The sequence below is a fragment of the Silvimonas iriomotensis genome (assembly GCF_014645535.1).
GTDB lineage: Bacteria > Pseudomonadota > Gammaproteobacteria > Burkholderiales > Chitinibacteraceae > Silvimonas > Silvimonas iriomotensis.
The window spans coordinates 404,830-427,732 of the sequence record NZ_BMLX01000003.1; the positions used below are offsets into that span (position 1 = coordinate 404,830).

A 22,903-nucleotide genomic window follows, 5' to 3' on the forward strand; every position below is an offset into this window, starting at 1 on the left:
TTTAGCGTGAGACGGCCGCTTGTTGCGGCGGCAGCATCAGCATTCCACTCCAGAAGGGCTGATTGTCATGTCTGCTTTTGCGTTTTTGTTTCCGCTGTTTGCCATCTTGCTGTGGGCCGGCAATGTCATGGTCTCGCGCTTGTCGGCCCATACCATCGACCCCTTTGCCATCACCTTCTGGCGACTGGTGCTGGCGGTGGCGTTGATGAGTACCTTTGTCCTGAAGCCGGCCTGGCGCAACCGCGCGCTGATCCGCGCGCACTGGCCCCGGCTGGCCTGCCTGGGTTTGCTGGCCATGGCGTTGTTCCAGTGTTTGTCTTACCAGGCGGCGCACACCACCACTGCCACCAATATGGCCATCATGACTGCGCTGGTGCCGCTGCTGACCATGCTGTGGTCGGTGCTGTTGCTGGGCGAGTCCCCCACGCTGGGCATGCTGGCCGGTGGCGCGATCTCGTTTGGCGGGCTGGTTTATCTGATCACCGCAGGACAGCCGTTTTTGCTGATCTCCGGCGGCGTGCATAGCGGCGATATGTTGATGCTGGTCGCGGCTTTGTCTTATGCGCTGTATGGCGTGCTGTTGCGCCGCTGGCAGACGGGTTTGCCGTCCTGGCAATCGACCTATATCCAGGCCATCTGCGCCATGTTGTTCATGCTGGTGGTGGTGCTGCGCTTGCCGCCCGGCGCGGCCCTGCCCAATCGGGCCAGCCTGCCGCTGATTGCCTATGCCGGGACACTGGCCAGCGTGATCCTGCCGTTTTTCTGGATGCAGGGCGTCAAACTGCTGGGGCCCAATCGCTGTGCCATGTTCATGAATCTGTTGCCGGTCGCGACAGCGGCGATTGCCGTGGGCTGGTTTGGCGAGCAACTGCACACCTGGCATCTGGTCGGCGGCGGCATAGCGCTGGCGGGGGTGGCCCTGGCGCAAACCTGGCGCCAGCCGCTGTTTGCGCCAGGCCGCGCGGCCGCATGATGTGTTGTGGGTACCGTCTGTGCCGCTGAATGCCCTCTGACTGACAGGCCAGGCGCCGGCAAAGGTATACGGTGAAACCATGCACCACCGGAGTACCCATCATGAGGCACGATCCAGACGGCAAGGATGCCCACAATCCGCTTGAACCGCGTTTGCAGGCGCAACGGCAATTGCGCCAGAACGCCATCGCCATCGATCGCCACAACCATGTGCCGCACAAACAGACGCCGCCGCCCCTGCATGGGCGGGGCGGCAAGGCGTCCTGATGGCGCAGGCTACGGCGTGAGCGGCTTCAGCCGGCCACTTGCAACTGGCTGGAGAAACGCCCGACCGCGCTGACCACGCGCTGTGCGCCGTCCTGGATGTCGATGATCACATCGCCTGCTTCACCGGCCAGTTGCAGGCCGCGTTCAGCTTGCTGTTTGCCGGTATCGATCACCTGTACGGCGTGTTCTGCCAGCGCCTGGTTTTTCTGCACCACGCCGACGATCTCTTGCGTGGCTTCGGTGGTGCGTGAGGCCAGCTTGCGCACTTCGTCCGCCACCACCGCAAAACCGCGTCCCTGTTCACCGGCCCGGGCGGCTTCAATGGCGGCGTTCAGGGCCAGCAGATTGGTTTGCGCGGCGATATCGGTAATGCTGTTGACGATGGTGCCAATGACTTGCGATTGCTTGCTCAGCGCCTCGATCCGGTCTGCGGCATCGCGCATCTGTTCGGCCAGATCACGCATGACATCAACCGTTTCTTTGACCACGCCCGCGCCGCGCTTGGAGACTTCATCGGTCTGGCGCGAGGTCTCGAACGCAATGGTCGCGGCCTCGGCCACGGCTTGCTCGCGGTTCACTTGCTCGGTAATCACCGTGGCAAATTTCACCACCTTGTACAGATTGCCGTGCGAGTCGGTGATCGGGTTGTAGGACGCCTCCAGCCACACCAGATTGCCATGGGCATCCACCCGCCGGAACCGGCCGTTGACGTACTCGCCACGGCGCAGTTTTTCCCAGAACGCCCGGTACTCGGCCGAGTTGTATTCTTCCGGCTCGCAAAACATGCGGTGATGCTTGCCCTGGATTTGCTCCAGCGTATAACCCATGGGCCGCAGAAAATGGGCATTGGCGGTAATCACGATGCCATCGAGCGTGAACTCGATCACGGCGGTCGAACGCTGCAGCGCCTTGATCAGGTTCTCGTGCTCGCAAGAGGCCTCAATGGTGCGGGTCAGATCGTTGGCGTAGATCGAATAGCGCTGCAGCACTTTTTTGCCGGTGAAGATTGGCTGCAGGATCACGCGCAGCCAGGCTTCTTCGCCATTGGCGCGCAGCAAACGCACAGCGCCGCTGAAATGCTCTTTATGACTGATTGCATCAGCAAGGCGGGTATAGAACTCGGTGTTGCGCAATTCGGACGGTACCAGCTCCAGCAAGGGCCGGCCTTTCAGATCAGACTCGCGATACCCCATTTCTTGCTGGAACATGGCATTGGCCAGTTCAATGCGCCCCTGCGGGTCCAGGAAGACCGCCAGCATTTCGTCGCTCAGGCTCTGCCTGACTTGCTCGACACTGAGTAGTTCTTCCCGCAGTGCTTCCAGTTCTTCTTTCATTGCCTTGTTGTTGAACATGCGCGCCCCCACCCGTGGAAAAGGCCCGGTATGGCCTTGATTAACTGCTATAGCACACTGGACGGGGCCAGCGCATTGTCATGTTCTGCGGGTCACTTATCCGAAACACACCAGTTGTCTTTCGGGGGCGTGCGGGTGTGGCGTGACGGTGGCATTGATCTGATACACGGCGCGCAGATGCCCGGGTGTCAGCACGGCTTGCGGCGTACCCAGCGCGGCTACCGCGCCGTCGGCCAGCAGCAACAGGCGGTCACACCACCAGGCGGCCAGGTTCACATCGTGCAGGATCACCAGCACCGCCAGTTGTTGTTCGCGGGCCAGTTGCGCCACGGTTTGCAGCAACAGCAACTGGTGACGCGGATCAAGACTGGCAGTGGGCTCATCCAGCAGCAAGGCGCGGTATTCGCCGCTGGCCCGCTGCGCCAGCGCCTGGGTCAGCACGCGCGCAAACTGCACGCGCTGCTGCTCGCCGCCAGACAAGGTGGTGTAGCGGCGCGTGGTGAACGCTGCGGCATCGGCCAGACTGAGCGTGCGCTCCAGCAGCGCGTCCAGATCAGGCGGCGAGAGTTCCGGGAAGGGATACGCCCCGGTGGCCGCCACGGCGCGCACGCCCAGTTCAAACGCCAGTGACGGCGTTTGCGGCAGCACCGCCCGGCAGCGGGCCTGTTGGTGCGCCGACTGGATGGCCAGCGGTGCGCCGTTGAGTGTCAACGTGCCGGCCAGCGGCGGCAATTCACCCGCCAGGGTCGCCAGCAGGGTGGATTTGCCCGCGCCGTTGGCGCCCAGCACGCCCAGCACCTCGCCCGGGTTCAGTTGCAGCGATACCCCGCTCAGCACGGCTTTGCCATGCCGGCCACAACAAAGCTGGTCTGCGATCAGCATTAGCGCATCCTCCGCGTCAGCATCCACAAAAAGAACGGCCCGCCGATCAGGCTGGTGACCATGCCGATGGGCAATTCGGCCGGGATGACCACCATGCGGGCCAGCCAGTCGGCCAGCGACAGCGCAATGGCGCCAGCGACCACCGTATTGGGCAGCAACCAGCGGTGATCCGCGCCCAGCGACAAGCGCACCAGATGCGGTACCACCAGGCCGACAAAGCCGATCACGCCGGTGGCCGCCACCAGCGGGCCGACGATGAGCGCGACCAGCACCACCAGGCGCCGGCGCAACGGTTCAATGGCAAAACCCAGATGACGCGCTTCGCGCTCGCCCAGCAACAGCGCGTTCAGGCCGCGCCATTCGCGCAGCAACAACAGGCACAAGATCAGCGTCCACGGCCCCAGCAGGGTCAGTTGTTGCCAGGTGGCCCCGGCCAGGCTGCCCATGTTCCAGAAAGTCAGGCTGCGCAGTTGGGTGTCGGTCGCCATATATGTAAACAGGCCGATCAGGCTGCCGCAGATGACGTTGATCGCCACCCCGGCCAGCAACAGACTGCTCATGCCCGGATGGCGCCGGCCCAGCGCGTAACACGCCGCCGTGGCAAGCAGGCTGCCGGCAAAAGCGGCGGGCGCCAGCCAGAACAAAGTGGGTGCGCCCAGCACAATCGCCGCGACAGCGCCGAGCGCGCCGCCGGAAGAAATGCCGATCAGCCCCGGCTCGGCCAGCGGGTTGCGGAACAGCGCCTGCATGACGGTGCCCGTGACCGTCAGCCCCGCGCCGGCCACCACGGCCAGCAATACCCGCGGCAGCCGGACCTCCATCAGCACATTGCGCCAGAGTGTTTCTTCATCCGATAACAGATCACCGAACAGTAAGTCCGGCACTTCGGTCACCGGAATGCGCACGGCGCCCTGGCTGCTGGAAACCAGCACCAGCACGATCAGCACAGCGCAGAGCGCCAGAAAGACACAAAGCGCTTTGTTCACGGTGACGTCGCGGGCCGGGGTGTCGGCAAGGGCGGCACCGCGGCTCATGACGCGGGCGCCAGCAGGCCGTTTTGCAGCGTGCGCAGGCCTTCCGGCAGACGCGGGCCAAAGCCCAGCAGCAACAGGTCATCCATCACCACCACCCGGTGTGCCCTGGCCGCCGGCGTGCCGGCCACGCCTGGCAAGGCCAGGAAGGCGTCCAGCCCGCCAGAGGCGGTAATCGACATACTGGTGGTGACAATGGCTTGCGGGGCCAGCAACAAGGCCGCTTCTGCCGACAAGGGCTTGTAGCCTTTCTGCGTGGCCAGCACATTCCTGGCGCCGGCCAGTTGCAGCATGGCGTCGGCCGTGGTGTCGGTACCGGCGCCTTCCAGCTTGCCGGTGCGGTTCATGACCAGCAGCGTTTTCAGACCGCCAGCCTTGCCTTGCAGCGGGGCGATCTGCTGGCGGATCTGCGCCACCATCTTGCCGCCATCGTCTTTGAGCCCCAGCGCCTGGGCCACGCCATGAACGCGTTGTTCCAGCGCATCCAGCGTGGCGTCGCCCGGCAGCACAATCACGCGCTTGCCCAGGCTTTGCAGTTGCTTGAGCGCGGCTGGCGGGCCGGCCTGGTCGGTGGCCAGGATCAGGTCCGGGTTAAGCGCGGCGACGCCTTCCACCGAAAACGCGCGGTAGTAGCCCACTTGCGGCAGCCGGGTGGCGGCAGGCGGGTACAGGCTGGACGCGTCCACGCCGACCAGTCGGTCTCCCGCGTTCAGGGCGTAGATGATTTCCGTCAGCGGTCCACCCAGGCTGACGACGCGTCTGGGCGCGTCTGCCGCGTGCGTCAGGGTGGCGACAAGGCCCAGCCACAGGGCGCAGAAAAGTCGTTTCATGATGATGTCCCGCCTCAGGCAGCCAGGGGTTCCTGGCACAGATCAACCAGCAATTCGCGCCAGGCCGGCAGTTCGGGCTTGCCTGGTTTGCGTTCGCCAAAAAACTGCACGATCAGATCGCCCGCAGCGTTGTAGACCTCCAGCGAGGTGACCCAGCCATCACGCGTGGGCTTGTTGACCACCCAGGTGCTGTCAATGGCGCTGGTCAGCAAATGCAGGTTGAAACGCGGGTCCAGCACGTTGAACCACGGGCCGGTGTCGACCAGTTTGTGCACCGGGCCGGTGTGGATCTGCACCATGCCGCGGTTGCCGACAAAACACATGATCGACAACCCGGTGGCGGCGGCACGCTGCAACAGTGTCTGGACGGCGTCCGTGGCGACGCGCTGGGCCAGATCCGGGCCGGCGGCATACAGTGCGCCCAGGCGTGAGACCTTGAACTTGCGCAGCATGGGAAAGAAGGCGTGGGTGTCGTCCAGTGCCAGCCAGGCGGCCCGCAACGCTGCCGGGTCTTCGGCGCGGGCGGATTCAGCCTGCGGGGCAATGGTCTCAAATTGCGGAACGGTTCTGGCCGGGCGCGCAAAGGCGGCGACAAAGGTCTGCCATGCGGCGGCGTCAGTGTGTTCAGTGCGGTAGACCTTGTGCACGGCAATGCCTTCGGCATCAAAGAACTGGATGCTGTCGCGGCCGTTCTCAGTGACGGCAAAGGCAAAACGCCAGTGGCTGAAGAACATGCGCAGATCAATATCCGGGCCCAGCACCATGCCGACCGGGCCGTCGGCGTGAATGTCTTCGTACCGGCCGTGGCGTTCGTGCACGCACCAGTCGTTGCGGCTGAGCGCCATCACCTCGCCCAGCGTACCAAGCTGGCGGAACAACTCTTGCGGCGTGCCGGAGAGTTCGTGCGAGGTCACGCCGCAGCCGGCGGCCACCAGCGCGGCTTCGCTTGCGCCAAGGCGGCTGGCGCGTTCGCGGATGCGCAGCTTGGGCTCGGCCGCCATCAATGCGGCATGGCGCTGTTGCAGGTCGGTGGCGAAATCGTCGAAAGATGAAAACAGAGCCTGGCTCATGTCGGTCCTCTTCTTGGTTAAACAGAAAAAACCGCCTGACCACCCCTACGGGTGTGGCCAGGCCGGAAAAAAGCAGTGCTGCTGTCGCGACTGCTGCGTGGATAAGACGTGCTCTGCTACGCGTGGGGAAACCCTGAACCGGTTTCTTGCGGGGCAGGCTCGCTTCAGGTGAGCTGCTTTGCGGTCAAGCCGCGCGGTAGTGCAACTCCGCCTGCGGTGTACGCATTGCATCTGTGCCTGAAGCCAGAGCGCCGGATCGCCAGGAAAACCGGTTCAGTGCGTCCTTAAAACAAGTAGCTGGCAGCAACCCGGAAGTTGCGGCCCGGCTGGGTGTAACGGTCGATCGCCACGTTGTCGGCCTGCAGCAAGGTGCCCGGGCCGCCGTTGGAGGACTGCTTGTCCTGGCTGTTCCAGTACTTGTGATCGAACAGGTTGAACACGCCGGCGGACAGGCGCAGGTCTTTCATCGGCTTGTACCAGCCGGTGAAATCGACCACGCCGTAACCGGGCGCTTCAAACAAGGTGTCGCTGGACACATGGCGCTTGGCGGTTGCGGCGGTCACGGTGCCATCCACGCCCCATTGCTCACGTGCATAGCCGGTGCTGAGAATGGCTTTGAGTGGTGCGACGGAATCCAGCCAGGTGTGATCGGTTTCGTTCACGCCCACGGCATAGGCCAGCGAGGCATTGCTGTGCCAGTTGGGCAGGAACTGCCAGTGGCCGGTGGCTTCCGCGCCGTAAATGCGGGCGTGGTCGATGTTGATGTTCTGGAACACGCCCGCCGGGTAACCGGCGATCCAGCCGGCATCGCCTTGCTTCAAGGTGACTTGTTCAATGAAGTTGCGATAACGGTTGTCGTACACGGTTGCCGTGCCGCCCAGCTGATCGGTACCAAAACGCGCGCCGAATTCATAGCCGGAGCTGGTTTCAGGCTTCAGGTCGGGGTTGGGAACCAGCGTGTAGCCGAAGGCGGCGTTGGTGAATTCGCCATTGACCTCAACCACGCTCGGCGCCCGGAAACCCTGGGCGTACTGGCCGTAGACGGTCAGCTGGTCCATGACTTTCCAGGTGGCCAGCAGCTTGGGCGAGAATTTGCTGTCGCTCTGATCCTTGGGGGCCACTGCGGTGCCGGCGGCAATCTGGGCGGCCAGCACGCTGTCGATTTCCGGGTCCTGGCGGTAGTTGTCGTAACGGATACCCGGTGTCAGGCTGAAACGGCCGCCATCAAAGCCGATTTCATCCTGCGCAAACAGACCGTACTGCGTGACATTGGTGATTGGCACCGTGCGCACGTTGATGGTGCTGGAGGCCGGTTTGCCGGCAGCGAACTCGGTCGTGCGCGATTGCCACCACTCGCCACCCACCACCCATTCCTGGCTGACCGGGCCGTCAAACTTCTTCACCAGCTGGCCGTTGGTGCCCTTCATGTTTTCGTAGTACTGGCCATCGCGCTGGTAGTCGGCGGCGGTGGTGCGTACCTGATAGCGGTGCTGGTCGCTTTGCAGCGTTTGCCAGTACACGCGGGCGGTGGCGGAGTCGATCCACTGGTTGGTATCCGGCGCGGTGTAGTCGTAATCCAGCGAAAGGCGCTTGCGGGTTTGCTCGTCGGTAGCGCGGCTGGATTTAACCGAACTGCTGAGGTCCTCCAGCAGATTGGTGTCGGTCGTGGTGTTGCGGTATTCGCCGGTCACGCCCAGCTTGTGGCCGCCTTCAAAATAGTGCTGCAACTTGCCCAGCGCGTTGCGGCTTTCGGTGTTTTGCGGATCGGGTTCGGTGCGATTGGCGCCGGTGCCGCCGGTTTCGCCCTTGTTGTCCAGCTCGTTCCCCTTGCGCCCGCCCACTTGGGCCAGCCAGAACGTGCCGGGCGCCATTTCGCCGGCCACCGAGGCACGGGCGCCGTAGCTGCTGTCGGCGCTGTCGTAATCGGCATCGACACGGCCGCCCAGTTGTTTGCCGCCGCGCAACAGGTCAGACGGGTCCAGCGTGCGCAGACCGACAATCCCGCCCAGCGCGGACGAGCCATACAGCGTGGAACCCGGCCCGCGCACGATATCAATCGCCGCCAGCGAGCCAAAATCCACCATGTCCTGGCCGATAAAGGTATCGCGGCCCGAGAAACTGAAGGTGTCGGGCAAGCGGATGCCATCGACCAGCATCAGGATGCGGTTGCCTTCAAGGCCCCGGATATTGATGTTGGTGCCGCCATAGCGCGGCTGGCGCGTCATGGTCACACCGGGCTCGGCGCGGTCGCCCAGGTCGGTGAAATCGCGGATGAAGTTGTCATCAAGCGTGCTGCGGTCGGTCGTGGTGACTGACGGCGGCAGTTCATCAATGGTTTTTTCGGTGCGGGTTGCCGTGACCACCACGGGCGACAAGGCGGCCGTGCTGCTGGCGGTGGCAGCGGCCGGTCTGGTGGTGGTCGTGGTCGATTGCGAAGGCGCATCTGCGGCAAAAGCAGAGTGCAGCGCGCAGGCCATCAGGCTCAGCGCAAGCGTGTGCTGGGTGCGGTTCATGCCAGTTCCTTGGAAATGGAACCTGCCGGATGAGCGGGCCGGACAGATTCAGGGCCTGCGTGCGGCCATCAGGCGGCACACGGCCCGGCGCGGCTGGCTGCCCGGGGGCGTCTGTGGGGCAGACGCAGGCGCGGGTCCGGCTGGCATGCGCGGTGGTTGTGATTGTTGTGTGTGGACCGGTTACTTGGTCAGGATCAACTTGCCCTGGCGTGTTTCACGCAAGGTGTAATGCACGCCGTTGTGCTTGATCACCACCGATTGGCCGGGCTGCAACAGCGTGCGGCTATCGACCACCTGCGGGGCGCTGGCGGCGGTGGAGATACTGGCAAGAGGGCGTTGTCGTCGATCCATTTCGCAATGTTAATCGATAATGATTCTCATTAACAAGATGGTGTGGCGAGAATATATGTCCGGATGTACCCGGCATGCGCCTGCGCCGGTCAGCGGGGCGGGGCCGTGATGATGTCTGCGCCTGCACGCGGGCGCGGCCCGCACAGGCGGGCCGTTGTCATTGACAGCGCGGGTGGCGCGGGGTGGTGACGCGGGTCTTAACCGGCCAGTTTGGCGGCCAGTACATCCACTTTGTGAATGGCGGGCGGGCCGTCCAGCAACTCGCTGGCCTGGGCCATCAACGCGGCGGCAATCGGCCCCTGCAGGTGCGCATTGCGGGCGTCTTCATCAGGAAAGGCATCAAAAATGCCATAGATATCAGGGGCCAGTTTGAGGGCAAACCAGACCGTGGTGCCGGTTTCCTGGTTGGCCAGCGGCAAGGCACTTTTCAGAAAAGCTTCTACTTCTGCGGCTTTGCCGGGTTTGGCTTTCAGTTCGGCATAGATGGCGAAATCGACCATGGGGCGGGACTCCCGTACTGGTTAACGGAAGTCCCATTCTAGAAAACACACACGCCGTCACAGGCGCATACCGGCAGGCGGCAGGACGGGTTTATGCGTCCAGGTTCTCGTGAAAATCGGCCGAGCCCGGTTTCCAGTACGCGGCAATGCGCATCAGTTCTTTGGGCAACTGTTTTTCAGAGACCAGCAGTTCACGCAGGGTGCGCATTACCGCCAGTTCCCCGGCGGCCCAGACAAAGCCTTCACCTGCAGGCAGCGGCAAGGCACGGATGGCGGCAAACAATTCATCAGGATTGCCCACCCGTTGTTGCGAGACCGTGGCGTGCGTGCTGGCCAGGACACCATCGGCAGCGTCGGTCAGCATGCTGATCACCATCACTTTTGTACCCGCCGGCAGTTCTTCAACGCGGCGACGAATGGCCGGCATGCCGCTGCCATCAGCAATCAGCAAGTGCCAGTCAAAATCAGCCGGAATGATCATGGAGCCGCGCGGGCCGGCGATCACGGCCTGGCTGCCGACTTCTGCCGCTTTGGCCCAGCTGGCGGCCTTGCCCTCATGCGAGAGATCAAACTCGATAGTCAGCTCACCAGTCTGGCGATTAAAGTAGCGGGGTGTGTAATCCCGGCGCAGTTGCTCGCCGTTTTCATCTGCAAAAATAAACTTGATGTGATCATCAAACGACGCCGAAACAAAGTCGGCCAGGGCATCGCCCCCAAACGTGATGGCGACAAAATGCTTGCCCACCGGCGTGACCTGGCGAACGGTCGCCGGACGCATCTTGATTTCATGGCGAACGCGTTCAACGCGGCGGGATGGCTTTGTGGATTCCATGGCATGACCTTTTAGTTGATAATGTCACCCATCATGCAAAATACAGTTGATAATGTCAACCGTCACGACGCCGATCAGGCCGAGGCGGTATTCGAAGCCATCCATACCGTGATGCATCTTTACCGCTCGCGCCAGTACCGGGCCATGCGCGATGACGCGCAGGAACTCACGCATATGGAACACAAGGCCATGGGTTTTTTTGCGCGGCATCCAGACGCCACGCAAAGCGATCTTGTCGCCCATTCCGGGCGCGACAAGGCGCAACTGGCGCGGTTGATCAAAGGCTTGAAAGACCGTGGCCTGCTGGATGCCACGCCAGACCCGAGCGACCGGCGCAATGTGCGTTTGCGCTTGTCTGCTGCCGGCGAGCAATTGTTTGCCGCCGCCCGCGAACACGCGCGTGAAGTGGCCGATCACGGCGTAGCGGGTCTGTCTGCCGGTCAATGCGCGCAATTGCTGGCGTCTCTTGCGGTACTGCGCGACAACCTGGAAGCCGATCGGCAAGCCTGATTTTTGCCCCACCCATTCCTGGCTGGCGTCGCCGGCCACCTTGCCAGCCCGGCAGCGCAATGCGCTGGCCGGGCTTTTTTACATGCACTGCCGTTGTGCAACAGGCGTGCTGATGATCCTGTATTGGTGCTTACAGCAACGATGCGTGCGGCAGATGAACGGCATGTTGTAAAGCCATGCTGCCGCTTGTCTGGAAATCTTCTGGCGCCCGGTGTTTGTTTTTTATCGTAAGAAATAGATAAGGCTTAAAAATAAGCGCATGCTGATTTTCCCCTGAAACCCTCAATTTCCCTCGTTATTTTCGCATTTCTTACGGCAATTAATACAAGTTTGTTTTATTTTGCCGCTGGTCTTGTTGGCATTTTATGCAAACTACATAAGCATTCCGTTATTTTACTTACAAAAGATTTCTAATTAAATTTTGTTTTAAGAAATGCTGATAAAAGTTTTTTCCTTACAAATTAAAGGAAAAAAACCGCCAAGCAGCATCACGGGCTACGCCAGATATGCAAGCCAGAATCCACCGAGGGGAAGGCCGGACAGTCCTTGCCGGCCAGCAATGGCAAGAAGAAACAACACAACGCAAAAACAGGGCCTGCCTATGCCGGGCGGGTCAGAGTCAATCAATTCAGGGGTTATCCATGCAAATCCGTCAACTCGTCGCCGGCGTCGCGCTGGCGCTGGCTGCCACCAGCGCCTTCGCCAAGCAACAGCCAGCACCGCTGCAGCCGCTGCCTGCCACCAGCAGCAACGAGCATGTCCTGGACACCATTCAGGCACCTAACGACTTCTTCATCAGTTACAACGTGGGCAGCATGGCGTTTGATGATGTCATCAAGTTCACCGTCAACCCGACCTCCTACGCAGAAGAGGTGTACTTCAGCCAGTTCCAGGTTGGCCCGCTGCATGACATCGCCTGGGCCACGCTCTCGCTGTGGGATGACACGACGCACACTTTCTTCGGCACCGTGAACATCAATGAGCCCGTGTTTGATGCGGCAGAGATTTTCTTCTCTGGCCATCAGTACCGGCTGGAGGTGATCGGGGCGCTGACGACAGGCTCACGCGGTGGCACTTATGGCCTGAGCGGCATGCTCACGCCTGTGCCGGAGCCGGAAACCTGGGCGCTGCTTGGCCTGGGGATGGTGTCGCTGGTGGCGGCTCGCGCCCGTGCACGCAAGCGGGCCAGCGGCCGGCTTGAGGCCGGCGTGGCCTGAGTCAGCAGATTGCAGGTAGCAAAACAACAAGGCCCGCATCTGCGGGCCTTGTTGTTGGCGGCCACCAGCGCCGCTTGCGGTACCTTACTGCGCTGCCGGCTGGGTTTCTTCGTGGATGCCGCTCACGTCCACTTCCACGCGGCGATCCGGCGCCAGACACTCGATCAGCTTCTTGCGGTTCTTGACCTTGGCGCAGGTATCACCGGTCACCGGATCAGCCTTGCCCTTGCTCTGTGCTTCGACCTTGTCGGCCGGCGCACCCTGGGCGACCAGATAATCCGCTACAGCCTGGGCCCGGCGCTGGCCGAGGTCCTGGTTGTATTTGTCGCTACCCAGACGGTCGGTGTAACCCACAATGATGGCCTTGCCTTCCTTCGGATCCATGGCCTTGACCTGTTGATACAGCTGGTCAAGGGCATCCTTGCCTTCAGGCTTGAGCGTGGCCTTGTCGAACGGGAACAGCACGTCGGTCTTGAGCGTGAAATGCTTGGTCACGACTTGCGGTGGTGCCGGCATCGGCTCCGGTGCCGGTGCAGGCGCCGGTGCCGGGGCTTCTACCACCGGGGCTGGTGGCGGGGTCGGCGTGCCGAAGTAGTAATTCAGGTTCAGCGTAAAGCTGTTGCTCTGGAACTTGGTGCCGTTGCTGGACGGCGCCATGGCGGTCCATTCGCCGGCCAGACCCCAGTGCGGTGCCAGCTTGTATTCCAGACCTGCGCCACCGTGCAGGCCGTTGGCAGCAAAATCATTACTCTGGCCCGAACCGCTCAGCCGCCCGAACCCCAGCTTGAGGTACGGCAGCCAGTTGTTCATCTGATAGCCCAGTTTGACATCGGCACCGCCCAGGTTGGCACCATACTTGGACTGCTCGCCGTTGATGGGGCCATCATGGTCGCTCTTGGCGATGCCATCAAAAAAGCCGGACAAGCCAAGCAACCAGGTGCTATCCCACTGGGCGTTGTAACCGAATTCGGCGCCGCCGGTGTAGGTGCTGCTGCTACCCGTGCTGAAGTCACCCTTGGTCTTGGACGTGTTGATCCCGCTATTGAGGCCAAAAAAGAAACCAGAAAAATCATCGGCGCACAAGGCCTGCGCGCTGATCAGACTCGCCAGTAAAGTCAGACCAAAACGAACTTTCTTCATTGCGTACTCCTTGTCATTGTTTTTGTGGTGTACCGCATTGGCTACCCATTGGCAGCATTGCGGACCCAGCGACCCAGGATTGCGTTTGTAACGACAATCTCTGCGACTATAGGATTGGCGTTCAGCCAGCGATAAATGACAGTTGGATATCAGCAGACGTACGGTAAGAGAAAGCTCGGCTGCGAGGTTTTTGCAACACTTTTTCAGCTTCATGCAAAGCAGATAGGACCAGTGGGCCAGAGCCATCCTGAGCGGCTCAGAATCAGCCACAGCAAGCCTTGCAGCGATCACGGCATCGGAGAATTGGCCGGTGATGACGTGGCCCGTTTTGCCCGGCTAATACCACTTTGTTGCAGGCAGACGACAAGGTTTCGGGCCCTTTTCAAGTCTGATCAGACCCCGTTCGTGGGCTGTATCTCACCGCTAATGCATCGTCTGTTGCCACCGGGTCAGCGCATCTCTTTATAAGATGCAGGCATTGATCCACGCCTTGAGGTGCTCCATGACGCTCGCTCTGCCCACTTTTCACGATGTGCTTGCCGCCACAGACCGCATTGCCGGGCATGCGCACCGCACGCCGGTGCTGACTTCGCGCACGCTCAATGACGAACTGGGTGCCGAAGTGTTTTTCAAATGCGAAAACTTCCAGCGGATGGGCGCGTTCAAGTTCCGCGGCGCGTTCAATGCCTTGTCGCGGTTTGATGCCGACCAGCGCCGGCGCGGGGTGATCGCGTTTTCCTCCGGCAATCACGCACAGGCCATTGCGCTGGCGGCGCGCCTGATGGGTATGCCGGCCACCATCCTGATGCCGCAGGACGCGCCCGCGGCCAAGGTCGCGGCCACCCGGGGTTATGGCGGCAATGTGGTGTTTTTTGATCGATACCATGATGACCGCGAGGCGCTGGGCCGCAGCCTGGCCGAGCGTGACGGGCTGACGCTGATTCCGCCGTTTGATCATCCGGACATCATTGCCGGGCAGGGCACAGCGGCGCTGGAGCTGTTTGAAGAGACAGGCCCGCTGGATGCGTTGTTCGTGCCTATGGGCGGCGGCGGTTTGTTGTCCGGTACGGCGCTGACCACCCGGGTTGAGTCGCCAGCCTGCACCTTGTACGGGGTGGAGCCTGAAGCCGGCAACGACGGGCAGCAATCTTTCAGAAGCGGGCAGATCGTGCGCATTGCCACGCCCAGAACCATTGCCGATGGCGCGCAGACGAGCTATCTGGGCGCGCTTACTTTTTCGATCATTCGCGACAAGGTCAATGACATTCTCACCGTCACGGACGCCCAACTGATCGAGTGCATGCAGTTTGCCGCCAGCCGCATGAAGCTGGTGATCGAACCCACGGGCTGCCTGGGTTTTGCCGCAGCGCGTGCCATGGGGCGGCAGCTGCAAGGGCAGCGCGTCGGCGTGATCATCAGCGGCGGGAATGTTGATCTGGCTGATCTGGCGCGGTATTTCGCGCCGGCCTGAGGTGTATGACCGGCACGTGAATTATCTGTTTCAGAAAGCTGTGCGTCATATTTGAGTCATGTTTTCGGGGCTACCATGCGCCGCAGAACCGTCGCCAGAGCGGTTTTCAGGCCCGGCGCAGGCCCGCCCGCCGGCATCTCTTGATTAGCCCGGAACCGATGACATGTCTGACAAACCTTTGGTGGACGACGCGTCCACGCCCGCCGCGACAACCGTGACGCGCCGCGGCTTTCTGAAACTGGCTGGTGTCTCTGGCGTGGCGACCGCCACCGGTGGTCTTGTGCTGGCCGGCAAGGCCGCTGCGGCCGCGCCGGATGGCACGCCGGAGCAAATCCACCTGACCTGGGGCAATGATCCCTGTTGCGAGGTGGTGATTTCCTGGGCGTCGCTGGCCGCCGCCGTCAACCCGCGCGTGCATGTGGCGGGCGGCAATCATGGCCGCGCCAGCGTGCATGCCGTGCAACGCACCTACACCGATGGGTTGAATGGCGAGGTGGTGTTCACCTATCACGCCCGTCTGCATGATCTGCGCCCCGGCACCACTTACCAGTACGAAGTCACCGCCGACAACGACAGCAACGCCGCGCACCCGTTTGCCGCCAGTTTCAGCACCGCGCCGCGCGGGCGCGCACCGTTCCGGTTTACCAGTTACGGTGATCTGGCCACGCCTAACACCAACTGGGTGCTGTCCTCGCCGCAGAGCAAGTTTGCCGTGCAGGCGGTGGAGCGCTTTGCGCCGCTGTTCCATTTGCTTAACGGTGATCTGTGCTACGCCAATCTGAACCCGACCCATCAGCCAGACGTCTGGCGCGACTTTGGCAACAACAACCAGACCTCCGCCGCGCTGCGGCCCTGGATGCCGTGCCCGGGTAATCACGAGGTAGAGTTCCACAATGGCCAGCAGGGTTTTGAATCTTACCTGACCCGCTACGCGCTGCCGGATAACGGCACCCGTTTCCCGGGGCGCTGGTACAGCTTCAAGGTCAGTTCGGTGCTGTTTGTCTCGCTGGATGCCGATGACGTCGTGCTGCAAGATGGCGCGGCGTTTGTCGCCGGCCCAGCCGCACTGGTGCCGGCTGCCAGCACTGGCAACCCGCCCATCGAACCGGGGACTTCTTTTTATATCAACGGTTACAGCAACGGCGAGCAGACCCGCTGGCTGGAACACACCCTGCGCGCTGCCGAGCATGATCCGGATATCGACTGGATTGTGGTGCAGATGCACCAGGACGCGCTCAGTTCATCCAAAGGCGGCAACGGCTCTGACAAGGGCCTGCGTGCTGAATGGCTGCCGTTGTTTGATCGGTACGGCGTTGATCTGGTGCTGTGCGGGCACGATCACGATTACGAACGCAGCTACCCGGTACGCGGCTGCAATCACAACGTCGGCACAGATGCCAGCACGGGGCAGGTGGTCGATACCCTGCAACCCCGGCCAGTCATGCTGGCGCAGACCGGCAGCAGCACCTTTGATACCAGCCACGGCACCATCCACCTGATCCTGGGTGGCGGCGGGACCAGTTCTCCGGCCGACAGTTACGGGCTGGATACCGGCACGGGCAACCCGCAAGCCAAGGTGATCACCAAGCCGAACCGCCCGGTGCCAGGCACGACCGCAGGCACGTTTGTGCGCCACCCGGCCGATGCGCTGGAAGACGCCATCTGGTCCGCCCTGCGCGATACCGGTACCGGTTACGGCATTGCCGTGTTTGATCACGATCCGGGCCAGCCCGGCGGCAAAACCACCATCACCATGAACTATTATCACGCCGCCGGGGCAGACCAGACTGCCAATGCCGAGTACACGCTGTTCGAGACCATTGTGCTGTCCAAAGACCGCCAGCCCGACGGGCACGGGCATCATCACGACTGACGAGACCGGCGCCCAGGCCTTGAGCCAACGGCCAGCCAGTGTGCTGGCCGTTTTTCATGCGGCGCAACGCTCAGTGCAAGGCGCCCAGCATCTTCAGGCCAGCGCCGGTGCCCAGCAACTGCGGCGCATCCTCAACCAGCGCCACGCGGGCAATGCCGGACAACTGCCAGGCATTGGCCAGCACCGGCAATTGTTCGGGCTGGCAATAAAAGCTGATCTCGCTGTGCTTGCCCGGGTTGAGTGCGTAGTGCGCGCTGTACAGCACGGTGCCCTGGACTGCGGCGGGAACCTTGTCGGCCCAGCCCAGCCCCAGGTGGCGCATATGGCCCCGGATGGCAAAGGCGCTGCACAAGATGAACAGCGGTTTATGGCTGGCAGGGTCGGGAATCTGATAGATGTTCATGGCGGATACTCCATGTAACCGGTCGGTAGCAACGCGTTCTGCGTCGTTGTGACCAGTATCCGCACAAGGCCGGCCGCAATCTGCCTGACGGGCGCTGTTTGCGCTGTCAGTGAGTCTGGCTGCGGGTGTGAGTGATGTGCTGAGTGCCAGGTCTGCCAGCTGGCAGGGTATGCAGGATATATCCCACAGACCGCTACAGTTTGCGCAGCAGGTCCAGGTCATCGACGTCCCGGCGCAGATGATCTTGCAGCAGGCGGGTGATGTCCTCTGCATGGTTGCCCCGGTCCAGCTCTAACTGGCCTTCGCGGATCAGGATGATTTTCATGGCGGCTTGATCCACAACGCTGGCAAAGCTCAGATGTTCATCGCCAATTTGCAACGGCACGGCGCGCTGGCGGATTTCATCGTAGTTCTGGCCGTCGCGCACGGTGAACAGCCGGTAAAGATAAGGCCGTTGCTGCGGCACATTGAGCACGCCGCCTGGGCTTGCCATCTGCTTGAGGAATGCCTCGGTTTTTTCCGGCGGCACCGCAAACGCTTCCACCAGTTTTTTCAGGTTCTCTGTTCGCTGATCAATCAACAGATTCAGGTCTTGCGCCTCCCGCTGCGCCCCCAGTAGCTGCATGGCCTTGCTGCCCACCAGCAAAAAGGAGACGTGGTACCGCAACAGCTGGGTGAGCAGATCGCGTTCTATGCGAGAGAGCGTGAACATGGGCCGGTTACCTGGGGACCACAAGGGTTTGAAATCCATCTTAGGACAGTCGCCTTGCCACGTCAGCTTTGGCAGTGGCCGGGCGGTGTCAGTCATGGTTGTGTGGAAAGTTGATAACTTTCTTTAACATTACATGGCAAACCCGCGCCGATGCTGGCTGTAAGTTGGCTCTGACGGGGTCTGGCGCCGGATAAACGGTCTGAAACCTGAAACACTTACGCTTGTAGCCATTGCCTGAAAAGCCGGTTTTTTGCAGCGAATTGCATCAGTGTTCTCTGATAAATCAATGAAATACAAGCATTTAATGATATGTGTCAGGCCTTTGTCCTGGCTGCTTCCAGGCCGGCCTGGCCCGCGCTTTTCTGCTGCGCTACCGTCATCAGGTGTGTGCTGTATGGGTGCTGTCTGTAGGTGCGTACTTACGTTTGCTCTTTGCCGTTCGTCGTTTTTGTGATTCTTTTTCTTACCATAAAAGACAGTAAGTATTGTTTTTGTCTACAGCAAGCGTTAGCGTATGTACGTCAGATTCAATAACAGTAGTCAGTCAGTCCGGGGGGTAGCATGAACATCAAGATGAAGGCGGCAGGTCTTGCCGTCATGTTGGCGGTGAGCGCGGGTGCGCAAGCCCGGCATTACGATTTCGGGCATCTCATTGCAGGTGACGGCCCGTCATTTGCTGATTTCGCCAGTCTGAAAATCACCCAGAGCAATACGTCGACCTGGTTGTTCTCGCTCACGCTTGATTCAGACTTCACATCGCTCTTTGGCACCGGCGCCTTTATCGGGTCCATGGCGGTGGATCTGGGCGGGCCGTTCACGCATGAAATCGTCAGCGGCGTCAGTGGCACCGGTCCCTGGTCCCCATCGGTAACGCGTGCCAATGGTGGCGGCCCGACTGGCATTTATGATTTCCGCTTCAACTTTGGCGGTGGCTCCAACAAGTTCAAGGTGGGCGATACGGTCAGTTGGGCAGTGACTTTTGAAGGCACGAACAACAAGCTGATCGTGCCGGATGTCTATGCCAACTCGTTTGCCTTGCACGTCCAGAACACCAAGTTCTGTGATGACAGTGCCTGGTATGCCAGCTTCCCGGTGACCCCCGTCCCCGAGCCGGAAACCTGGGCGCTGCTGGGGCTGGGCCTGACTGCCGTCACGGCCACCCGCTGGCGTGCCATGCGCAAGGATCGCAAGGCCGTCGCCGCCTGATCTGGCAAGTCCGGCTATGATGGGGTGTTCTTGAACCCGACACGGGACACCCCCTCATGCATACCAGCGCACGCAACCAGTTTGCCGGCACCGTCACCGCCATCGCTCAAGGTGCGGTGAACGATGAAATTGAAATGACCTTGCCTGGCGGCGAAGTCATCGTCGCCGTCATCACCCGTCACAGCACCCAGTCTCTTGGCCTGAAAACCGGCAGCCCGGCCTTTGCCCTGATCAAGGCCTCGTGGGTTATCCTGGCGCGGCCGCAAGCGGGTATCCGTCTGTCTACGCGCAATCGCCTTGAAGGCACGGTCAAGGCCGTCAAGCCCGGCGCGGTCAATGCCGAGGTCGAGATCGCCCTGCCGGGTGGCAATACGCTGGCGGCCATTGTCACCATGGAAAGCGTCGCCGCGCTGGGTCTGGCGGCGGGTGAAGCGGTTGTGGCTTTCTTCAAGGCATCGCAAGTGATCGTCGGCGTCTCTGGCTGATCGGCTGACCTGCCAGTTCTGGCAGGACCCCCGTACCTGATACCAGTCGCCCGCCCCCCGTGGTTCAGGTCTACAAACAAGGTATCCGGACCTATTTCGTGGCGGGGTGGCATGTTCTCTCTGGTGCGATGGTTGCCGCAGCGGGTGGGAACACGGCTGCTTGCTGTGGTGATCTTTGCCATTGGCGCTTCTTTGGCGCTGGCGTTGCTGGCGGCATGGCTGGTGTATCGCGATGCCCAGAACGCCTCGCGCGTGCTGGCGCGGCAAGCGGCAGAGAATCTGGTGGTCCAGGTGGCGGCGCAGTTTGGCGAGGACGACGATCTGGACCCGCCGCGCCCGTTTGAGCGCTACAACCTGCAGCGCACCGTCGATTACGCCCATCAGGCCAAAGGGCGCGATATCCGCGTGTTCAATCTCAGGCAACAGATCGTGGTCGATACCGACCATGAAGACATCGGCGTGCCGGTGCCGGCGGGGTGGCAACGCTATATCTCGGCCGCCACGCAGGAGGGCTCGCCGGTATTTTTTGAAGAATGCATCGAGGCCGGTGGCGATGTGCGCCAGATTTTTGTCACGCCCCTGCGCAACCGCGCCGGGCGGCTGGTGGGCGGGCTGGCGATGGATTACACCCACCTGGCCGATGAACTCACCGGCACTGCGCGCAACACGCTGTTGATCCTGTCGGTGGCGGGCGCCTTTGCGCTGGTGCTGACCGTGCTGTTTGGCCAGGCCATTGTGCGGCCGATTGCGCTGGCGGTGCGCCGCCTCTATGGCGCCACGCGGGCGCTGGCCGCGGGTTTGCCGCTGCGTCCGGTGGCGCTTGGCGGGCATGACGAGTTTGCCGAGCTGGGCCGCGCGTTTGACGATATGAGCGCCCAGCTGGGCCGCTCCCGCACGGTGCTGGAACAAGAAGTGGCCGAGCGCCGCGCCGCCCAGGTGGCGCTGCAAGAAGCCAATGTCCGGCTGGAAGAGCGCGTGGCCGAGCGCACCGCCGCGTTGCAATCGGCCAACCGGCAACTGGAAATCGAACTGGCCAATGGCAAGGAAATGGCGCGGCAGATGGAACAACTGGCGCGTTTTGATTCGCTCACTGGCCTGCCCAACCGCGCCATGTTCCTGGCTTGCCTTGATGTGGCGGTCAAACGCGCGATCCGCATGAAAACGCTGGGCGCGCTGATGTTTATTGATCTGGATCGCTTCAAATCGATCAATGATTCGCTGGGGCATGCCACGGGCGATGAGGTATTGCGTCAGGCCGCGCAACGGCTGGCGGCAACCTTGCGTAGCTGCGATATGGTCTCGCGCATTGGCGGCGATGAATTTACGGTGATTCTGGAAGATCTGGGTGGCGAAAACGCCGCCCGCGCGGTGGCCGGCAAGATCGTGGCGGCGTTTTTGCCGCCGTTCAACATTGAAGGCAAAGAGCTGTTTTTGTCTTCCAGCGTCGGGCTGGCCTTGTTTCCCAAAGACAGTGCCGACCCGGGAGACCTGATGAAACAGGCGGACTTTGCCATGTATGAGGCCAAGTCCGCCGGCCGCAACCGGTTTGCGCTGCATTCTGAACACATGGCGCAAGCGGCCAGCCAGCGCCTGGTGATGGAAAGCGCCCTGCATCACGCCATTGAACGCAGCGAGTTCTATCTGGCCTACCAGATCCGGGTCTCCGCCCTGGATGGCACGCCGACCGGCACTGAGGCCCTGCTGCGCTGGCGTAGCCCGGAACTGGGCGAGGTCACGCCCGTCGAGTTCATCCCCGTGGCCGAACACAGCGGCCAGATTCTGGAGATCGGGCTATGGGTGTTGCGTCAGGCCTGCCGCCAGCACAGCGCCTGGCGGGCGCAGGGGCTGCAACCGGGGTTGATGGCGGTGAATATCTCGGCGGTGCAGTTTCGCCAGGCCGGCTTTGTCGATCAGGTGGCGGCCATTCTGGACGAAACCGGCATGAAGCCGCATGAGCTGGAACTGGAACTGACCGAAAGCATGCTGATGGCCAATCCGGAAAGCGCCGTAATGGTCATGCATGCCCTGCGTGAACTGGGTGTGGGGCTGGCGATTGATGACTTTGGCACCGGGTATTCCAGCCTGAGTTATCTCAAGCGCTTTCCGGCTTCACGCATCAAGATCGACAAGAGCTTTGTGCGCGATATCGACATCAATCAGGAAGATGCCGCCATCGCCGCCGCCATTGTGGCGCTGGCGCGCAGCCTGAATATCGAAGTCACCGCCGAAGGCGTTGAAACGGATGAACAACTGGCGCATCTGAACCGGCTCGATTGCGCCGATTATCAGGGCTACTACTTTGCCCAGCCGCTGGCGGCCGAGGATATCCGCTTTGCGCTCACCGCCACGCTGGTGGTGCAACCGGGCTGATCGCCACTTATTGCACAAAATTGCGGATCAGGCTGGCCACTTGCGGCGCGTTGGCCAGTTGCGGCAAATGCCCGCGCACGGTCATGACATGCAGGCGCGCAGCATGCATGGCGCGCTCCATCCACTGACCCACATTCACCGGGGCAATCGGATCATCCGAGCACTGGACGATCAGCGTCGGCAGTGCAAAGGCCTGCACCTGATCGCGCAAATCAGACAGGAAAATCGCGTGCGCAAAACGGCTGGCCAGGGTTGGGTCCAGCGCAAACAGGCGGTGGCGCATTTCCGTGTTGATCGGGCCGGCGCTTTCTTCCAGAGACGCAATCTGCGCCAGTTGTTCTGCCCATGCCTGGTAGTTGTGGTCCATGGCTTTGAGCATTTCATCAATGGTGCTGCGCTCAAACCCGCCGACGTAGTTGTCTTGTGGATGATTGATATAACAGGGGGAGGGCGCCAGCATGACCATGCGTTCGATCCGCCGTGGCGCCAGCTTGCTGGCCAGCAAACCGATCATGCCGCTGACCGAATGCCCGACATACACCACATTCCACAGGTCCAGCGCTTCGAGCACCGCCACGACATCCTCGGCATAGCCATCCAGCGTGGCGTGCCGTTCGGTGTCAAACGCATCGGCCATGCCGTGGCCAGCGTGATCAAACAAGATCAGCCGGTAACCGGACGACAACTCTGGCACCACCTTGCGCCAGATGGTCTGGTCACAGGCAAAGCCATGCGCCAGCACCAGGGTGATCGGGCCGTCGCCCACGATCTGCACATGATGACGTTGCAATACGGAAGCCGGCATCTTTACCACCCTGGGTTATGGACAGGTTTCACCATAGGATCGCCCGGTGTTGTTCGCACTTGGCAAAAACGGCAATGCCAGCGGCCGCTGGTGGCATTGGCTGCGCGAAGC

At 61.6% G+C, this 22,903-nt stretch carries 22 protein-coding genes; 9 read left to right on the top strand and 13 right to left on the bottom strand.

Features of this window, described 5'->3' with window-relative positions; translation table 11 throughout:
* Window positions 1-67 precede the first annotated feature (67 nt).
* Both IEX57_RS13345 and IEX57_RS13350 read left to right on the top strand, forming a co-directional pair.
* A complete protein-coding gene (locus tag IEX57_RS13345) occupies window positions 68-973 on the top strand; it encodes a DMT family transporter (RefSeq protein WP_188704839.1) in 906 nt (301 codons plus the stop codon).
* A 101-nt stretch (window positions 974-1,074) separates the two neighbouring features.
* Window positions 1,075-1,239: a hypothetical protein gene (locus IEX57_RS13350; RefSeq protein WP_188704840.1), complete on the top strand. Its 165-nt coding sequence runs from the start codon at window positions 1,075-1,077 to the stop codon at window positions 1,237-1,239.
* Between the two features lie 26 nt (window positions 1,240-1,265).
* On the opposite strand, the gene IEX57_RS21485 is transcribed toward IEX57_RS13350, so the two are convergent.
* From IEX57_RS21485 to IEX57_RS13395, 9 genes are all read right to left on the bottom strand, one after another.
* Window positions 1,266-2,591 (bottom strand): methyl-accepting chemotaxis protein, encoded by a 1,326-nt coding sequence (locus IEX57_RS21485; RefSeq protein WP_188704841.1) that lies wholly within the window; start codon window positions 2,589-2,591, stop codon window positions 1,266-1,268.
* A gap of 96 nt (window positions 2,592-2,687) precedes the next feature.
* Window positions 2,688-3,473 (bottom strand): heme ABC transporter ATP-binding protein, encoded by a 786-nt coding sequence (locus tag IEX57_RS13360; RefSeq protein WP_188704842.1) that lies wholly within the window; start codon window positions 3,471-3,473, stop codon window positions 2,688-2,690.
* Entirely contained in the window at window positions 3,473-4,507 is a 1,035-nt protein-coding gene (locus tag IEX57_RS13365; RefSeq protein ID WP_188704843.1) for a FecCD family ABC transporter permease, read from the bottom strand. Before IEX57_RS13365 ends, IEX57_RS13360 begins: the two co-directional genes overlap by 1 nt.
* Window positions 4,504-5,334 (bottom strand): heme/hemin ABC transporter substrate-binding protein, encoded by an 831-nt coding sequence (locus IEX57_RS13370; protein WP_188704844.1) that lies wholly within the window; start codon window positions 5,332-5,334, stop codon window positions 4,504-4,506. The genes IEX57_RS13365 and IEX57_RS13370 overlap by 4 nt, the downstream gene beginning before the upstream one ends.
* Before the next feature lie 14 nt (window positions 5,335-5,348).
* Window positions 5,349-6,404, bottom strand: coding sequence for a hemin-degrading factor (locus IEX57_RS13375; protein WP_188704845.1), 1,056 nt, complete (start codon window positions 6,402-6,404; stop codon window positions 5,349-5,351).
* A gap of 284 nt (window positions 6,405-6,688) precedes the next feature.
* The gene (locus IEX57_RS13380; RefSeq protein WP_188704846.1) at window positions 6,689-8,917 is read right to left on the bottom strand and encodes a TonB-dependent hemoglobin/transferrin/lactoferrin family receptor; all 2,229 of its coding nucleotides are present in this window, start codon (window positions 8,915-8,917) and stop codon (window positions 6,689-6,691) included.
* Window positions 8,918-9,097: 180 nt separating this feature from the next.
* The gene (gene hemP, locus IEX57_RS13385; protein WP_188704847.1) at window positions 9,098-9,268 is read right to left on the bottom strand and encodes a hemin uptake protein HemP; all 171 of its coding nucleotides are present in this window, start codon (window positions 9,266-9,268) and stop codon (window positions 9,098-9,100) included.
* 197 nt (window positions 9,269-9,465) lie between these two features.
* Window positions 9,466-9,768 (bottom strand): putative quinol monooxygenase, encoded by a 303-nt coding sequence (locus IEX57_RS13390; protein WP_188704848.1) that lies wholly within the window; start codon window positions 9,766-9,768, stop codon window positions 9,466-9,468.
* 91 nt (window positions 9,769-9,859) lie between these two features.
* A complete protein-coding gene (locus tag IEX57_RS13395) occupies window positions 9,860-10,600 on the bottom strand; it encodes a siderophore-interacting protein (protein WP_188704849.1) in 741 nt (246 codons plus the stop codon).
* Window positions 10,601-10,633: 33 nt separating this feature from the next.
* Here IEX57_RS13395 and IEX57_RS13400 point away from each other — a divergent pair, with 33 nt between their 5' ends.
* Together IEX57_RS13400 and IEX57_RS13405 are read left to right on the top strand one after the other, a co-directional pair.
* Complete coding sequence (locus tag IEX57_RS13400) at window positions 10,634-11,110, top strand: MarR family winged helix-turn-helix transcriptional regulator (RefSeq protein ID WP_188704850.1); 477 nt, start codon at window positions 10,634-10,636, stop codon at window positions 11,108-11,110.
* A 641-nt stretch (window positions 11,111-11,751) separates the two neighbouring features.
* A complete protein-coding gene (locus tag IEX57_RS13405) occupies window positions 11,752-12,327 on the top strand; it encodes an FxDxF family PEP-CTERM protein (protein ID WP_229709019.1) in 576 nt (191 codons plus the stop codon).
* An 84-nt stretch (window positions 12,328-12,411) separates the two neighbouring features.
* On the opposite strand, the gene IEX57_RS13410 is transcribed toward IEX57_RS13405, so the two are convergent.
* Complete coding sequence (locus tag IEX57_RS13410; RefSeq protein WP_188704852.1) at window positions 12,412-13,467, bottom strand: OmpA family protein; 1,056 nt, start codon at window positions 13,465-13,467, stop codon at window positions 12,412-12,414.
* A gap of 502 nt (window positions 13,468-13,969) precedes the next feature.
* On the opposite strand from IEX57_RS13410, the gene IEX57_RS13415 reads away from it, so the two are divergent.
* Both IEX57_RS13415 and IEX57_RS13420 read left to right on the top strand, forming a co-directional pair.
* On the top strand, window positions 13,970-14,938 hold the full coding sequence (locus IEX57_RS13415; protein ID WP_188704853.1) for a threo-3-hydroxy-L-aspartate ammonia-lyase: 969 nt from the start codon (window positions 13,970-13,972) through the stop codon (window positions 14,936-14,938).
* A 163-nt stretch (window positions 14,939-15,101) separates the two neighbouring features.
* Entirely contained in the window at window positions 15,102-16,811 is a 1,710-nt protein-coding gene (locus tag IEX57_RS13420; RefSeq protein ID WP_188704854.1) for a purple acid phosphatase family protein, read from the top strand.
* Between the two features lie 70 nt (window positions 16,812-16,881).
* Here the strand turns inward: IEX57_RS13420 and IEX57_RS13425 are convergent, their stop codons facing one another.
* Window positions 16,882-17,214 carry a hypothetical protein gene (locus IEX57_RS13425; protein WP_188704855.1) on the bottom strand — a complete coding sequence of 111 codons (333 nt, stop codon included), beginning with the start codon at window positions 17,212-17,214 and terminating at the stop codon, window positions 16,882-16,884.
* A gap of 193 nt (window positions 17,215-17,407) precedes the next feature.
* Window positions 17,408-17,926 carry a hypothetical protein gene (locus tag IEX57_RS13430; protein ID WP_188704856.1) on the bottom strand — a complete coding sequence of 173 codons (519 nt, stop codon included), beginning with the start codon at window positions 17,924-17,926 and terminating at the stop codon, window positions 17,408-17,410.
* 561 nt (window positions 17,927-18,487) lie between these two features.
* Between IEX57_RS13430 and IEX57_RS13435 the strand changes: the two genes are divergently transcribed.
* From IEX57_RS13435 to IEX57_RS13445, 3 genes are all read left to right on the top strand, one after another.
* Window positions 18,488-19,132 (top strand): PEP-CTERM sorting domain-containing protein, encoded by a 645-nt coding sequence (locus tag IEX57_RS13435; RefSeq protein ID WP_188704857.1) that lies wholly within the window; start codon window positions 18,488-18,490, stop codon window positions 19,130-19,132.
* Window positions 19,133-19,188: 56 nt separating this feature from the next.
* On the top strand, window positions 19,189-19,617 hold the full coding sequence (locus IEX57_RS13440; protein WP_188704858.1) for a TOBE domain-containing protein: 429 nt from the start codon (window positions 19,189-19,191) through the stop codon (window positions 19,615-19,617).
* Window positions 19,618-19,728: 111 nt separating this feature from the next.
* The gene (locus IEX57_RS13445; protein ID WP_188704859.1) at window positions 19,729-21,987 is read left to right on the top strand and encodes a putative bifunctional diguanylate cyclase/phosphodiesterase; all 2,259 of its coding nucleotides are present in this window, start codon (window positions 19,729-19,731) and stop codon (window positions 21,985-21,987) included.
* 7 nt (window positions 21,988-21,994) lie between these two features.
* On the opposite strand, the gene IEX57_RS13450 is transcribed toward IEX57_RS13445, so the two are convergent.
* Window positions 21,995-22,792 (bottom strand): alpha/beta fold hydrolase, encoded by a 798-nt coding sequence (locus IEX57_RS13450; RefSeq protein ID WP_188704860.1) that lies wholly within the window; start codon window positions 22,790-22,792, stop codon window positions 21,995-21,997.
* Window positions 22,793-22,903: the final 111 nt, after the last annotated feature.

Coding starts and splice junctions, on each gene's coding strand:
- IEX57_RS13380 (WP_188704846.1), bottom strand. CDS start 8,917: ATGAACCGCACCCAGCACACGCTTGCGCTGAGCCTGATGGCCTGCGCG.
- hemP (WP_188704847.1), bottom strand. CDS start 9,268: ATGGATCGACGACAACGCCCTCTTGCCAGTATCTCCACCGCCGCCAGC.
- IEX57_RS13405 (WP_229709019.1), top strand. CDS start 11,752: ATGCAAATCCGTCAACTCGTCGCCGGCGTCGCGCTGGCGCTGGCTGCC.
- IEX57_RS13345 (WP_188704839.1), top strand. CDS start 68: ATGTCTGCTTTTGCGTTTTTGTTTCCGCTGTTTGCCATCTTGCTGTGG.
- IEX57_RS21485 (WP_188704841.1), bottom strand. CDS start 2,591: ATGTTCAACAACAAGGCAATGAAAGAAGAACTGGAAGCACTGCGGGAA.
- IEX57_RS13435 (WP_188704857.1), top strand. CDS start 18,488: ATGAACATCAAGATGAAGGCGGCAGGTCTTGCCGTCATGTTGGCGGTG.
- IEX57_RS13415 (WP_188704853.1), top strand. CDS start 13,970: ATGACGCTCGCTCTGCCCACTTTTCACGATGTGCTTGCCGCCACAGAC.
- IEX57_RS13375 (WP_188704845.1), bottom strand. CDS start 6,404: ATGAGCCAGGCTCTGTTTTCATCTTTCGACGATTTCGCCACCGACCTG.
- IEX57_RS13365 (WP_188704843.1), bottom strand. CDS start 4,507: ATGAGCCGCGGTGCCGCCCTTGCCGACACCCCGGCCCGCGACGTCACC.
- IEX57_RS13425 (WP_188704855.1), bottom strand. CDS start 17,214: ATGAACATCTATCAGATTCCCGACCCTGCCAGCCATAAACCGCTGTTC.
- IEX57_RS13410 (WP_188704852.1), bottom strand. CDS start 13,467: ATGAAGAAAGTTCGTTTTGGTCTGACTTTACTGGCGAGTCTGATCAGC.
- IEX57_RS13350 (WP_188704840.1), top strand. CDS start 1,075: ATGAGGCACGATCCAGACGGCAAGGATGCCCACAATCCGCTTGAACCG.
- IEX57_RS13395 (WP_188704849.1), bottom strand. CDS start 10,600: ATGGAATCCACAAAGCCATCCCGCCGCGTTGAACGCGTTCGCCATGAA.
- IEX57_RS13360 (WP_188704842.1), bottom strand. CDS start 3,473: ATGCTGATCGCAGACCAGCTTTGTTGTGGCCGGCATGGCAAAGCCGTG.
- IEX57_RS13440 (WP_188704858.1), top strand. CDS start 19,189: ATGCATACCAGCGCACGCAACCAGTTTGCCGGCACCGTCACCGCCATC.
- IEX57_RS13445 (WP_188704859.1), top strand. CDS start 19,729: ATGTTCTCTCTGGTGCGATGGTTGCCGCAGCGGGTGGGAACACGGCTG.
- IEX57_RS13390 (WP_188704848.1), bottom strand. CDS start 9,768: ATGGTCGATTTCGCCATCTATGCCGAACTGAAAGCCAAACCCGGCAAA.
- IEX57_RS13370 (WP_188704844.1), bottom strand. CDS start 5,334: ATGAAACGACTTTTCTGCGCCCTGTGGCTGGGCCTTGTCGCCACCCTG.
- IEX57_RS13450 (WP_188704860.1), bottom strand. CDS start 22,792: ATGCCGGCTTCCGTATTGCAACGTCATCATGTGCAGATCGTGGGCGAC.
- IEX57_RS13420 (WP_188704854.1), top strand. CDS start 15,102: ATGTCTGACAAACCTTTGGTGGACGACGCGTCCACGCCCGCCGCGACA.
- IEX57_RS13430 (WP_188704856.1), bottom strand. CDS start 17,926: ATGTTCACGCTCTCTCGCATAGAACGCGATCTGCTCACCCAGCTGTTG.
- IEX57_RS13400 (WP_188704850.1), top strand. CDS start 10,634: ATGCAAAATACAGTTGATAATGTCAACCGTCACGACGCCGATCAGGCC.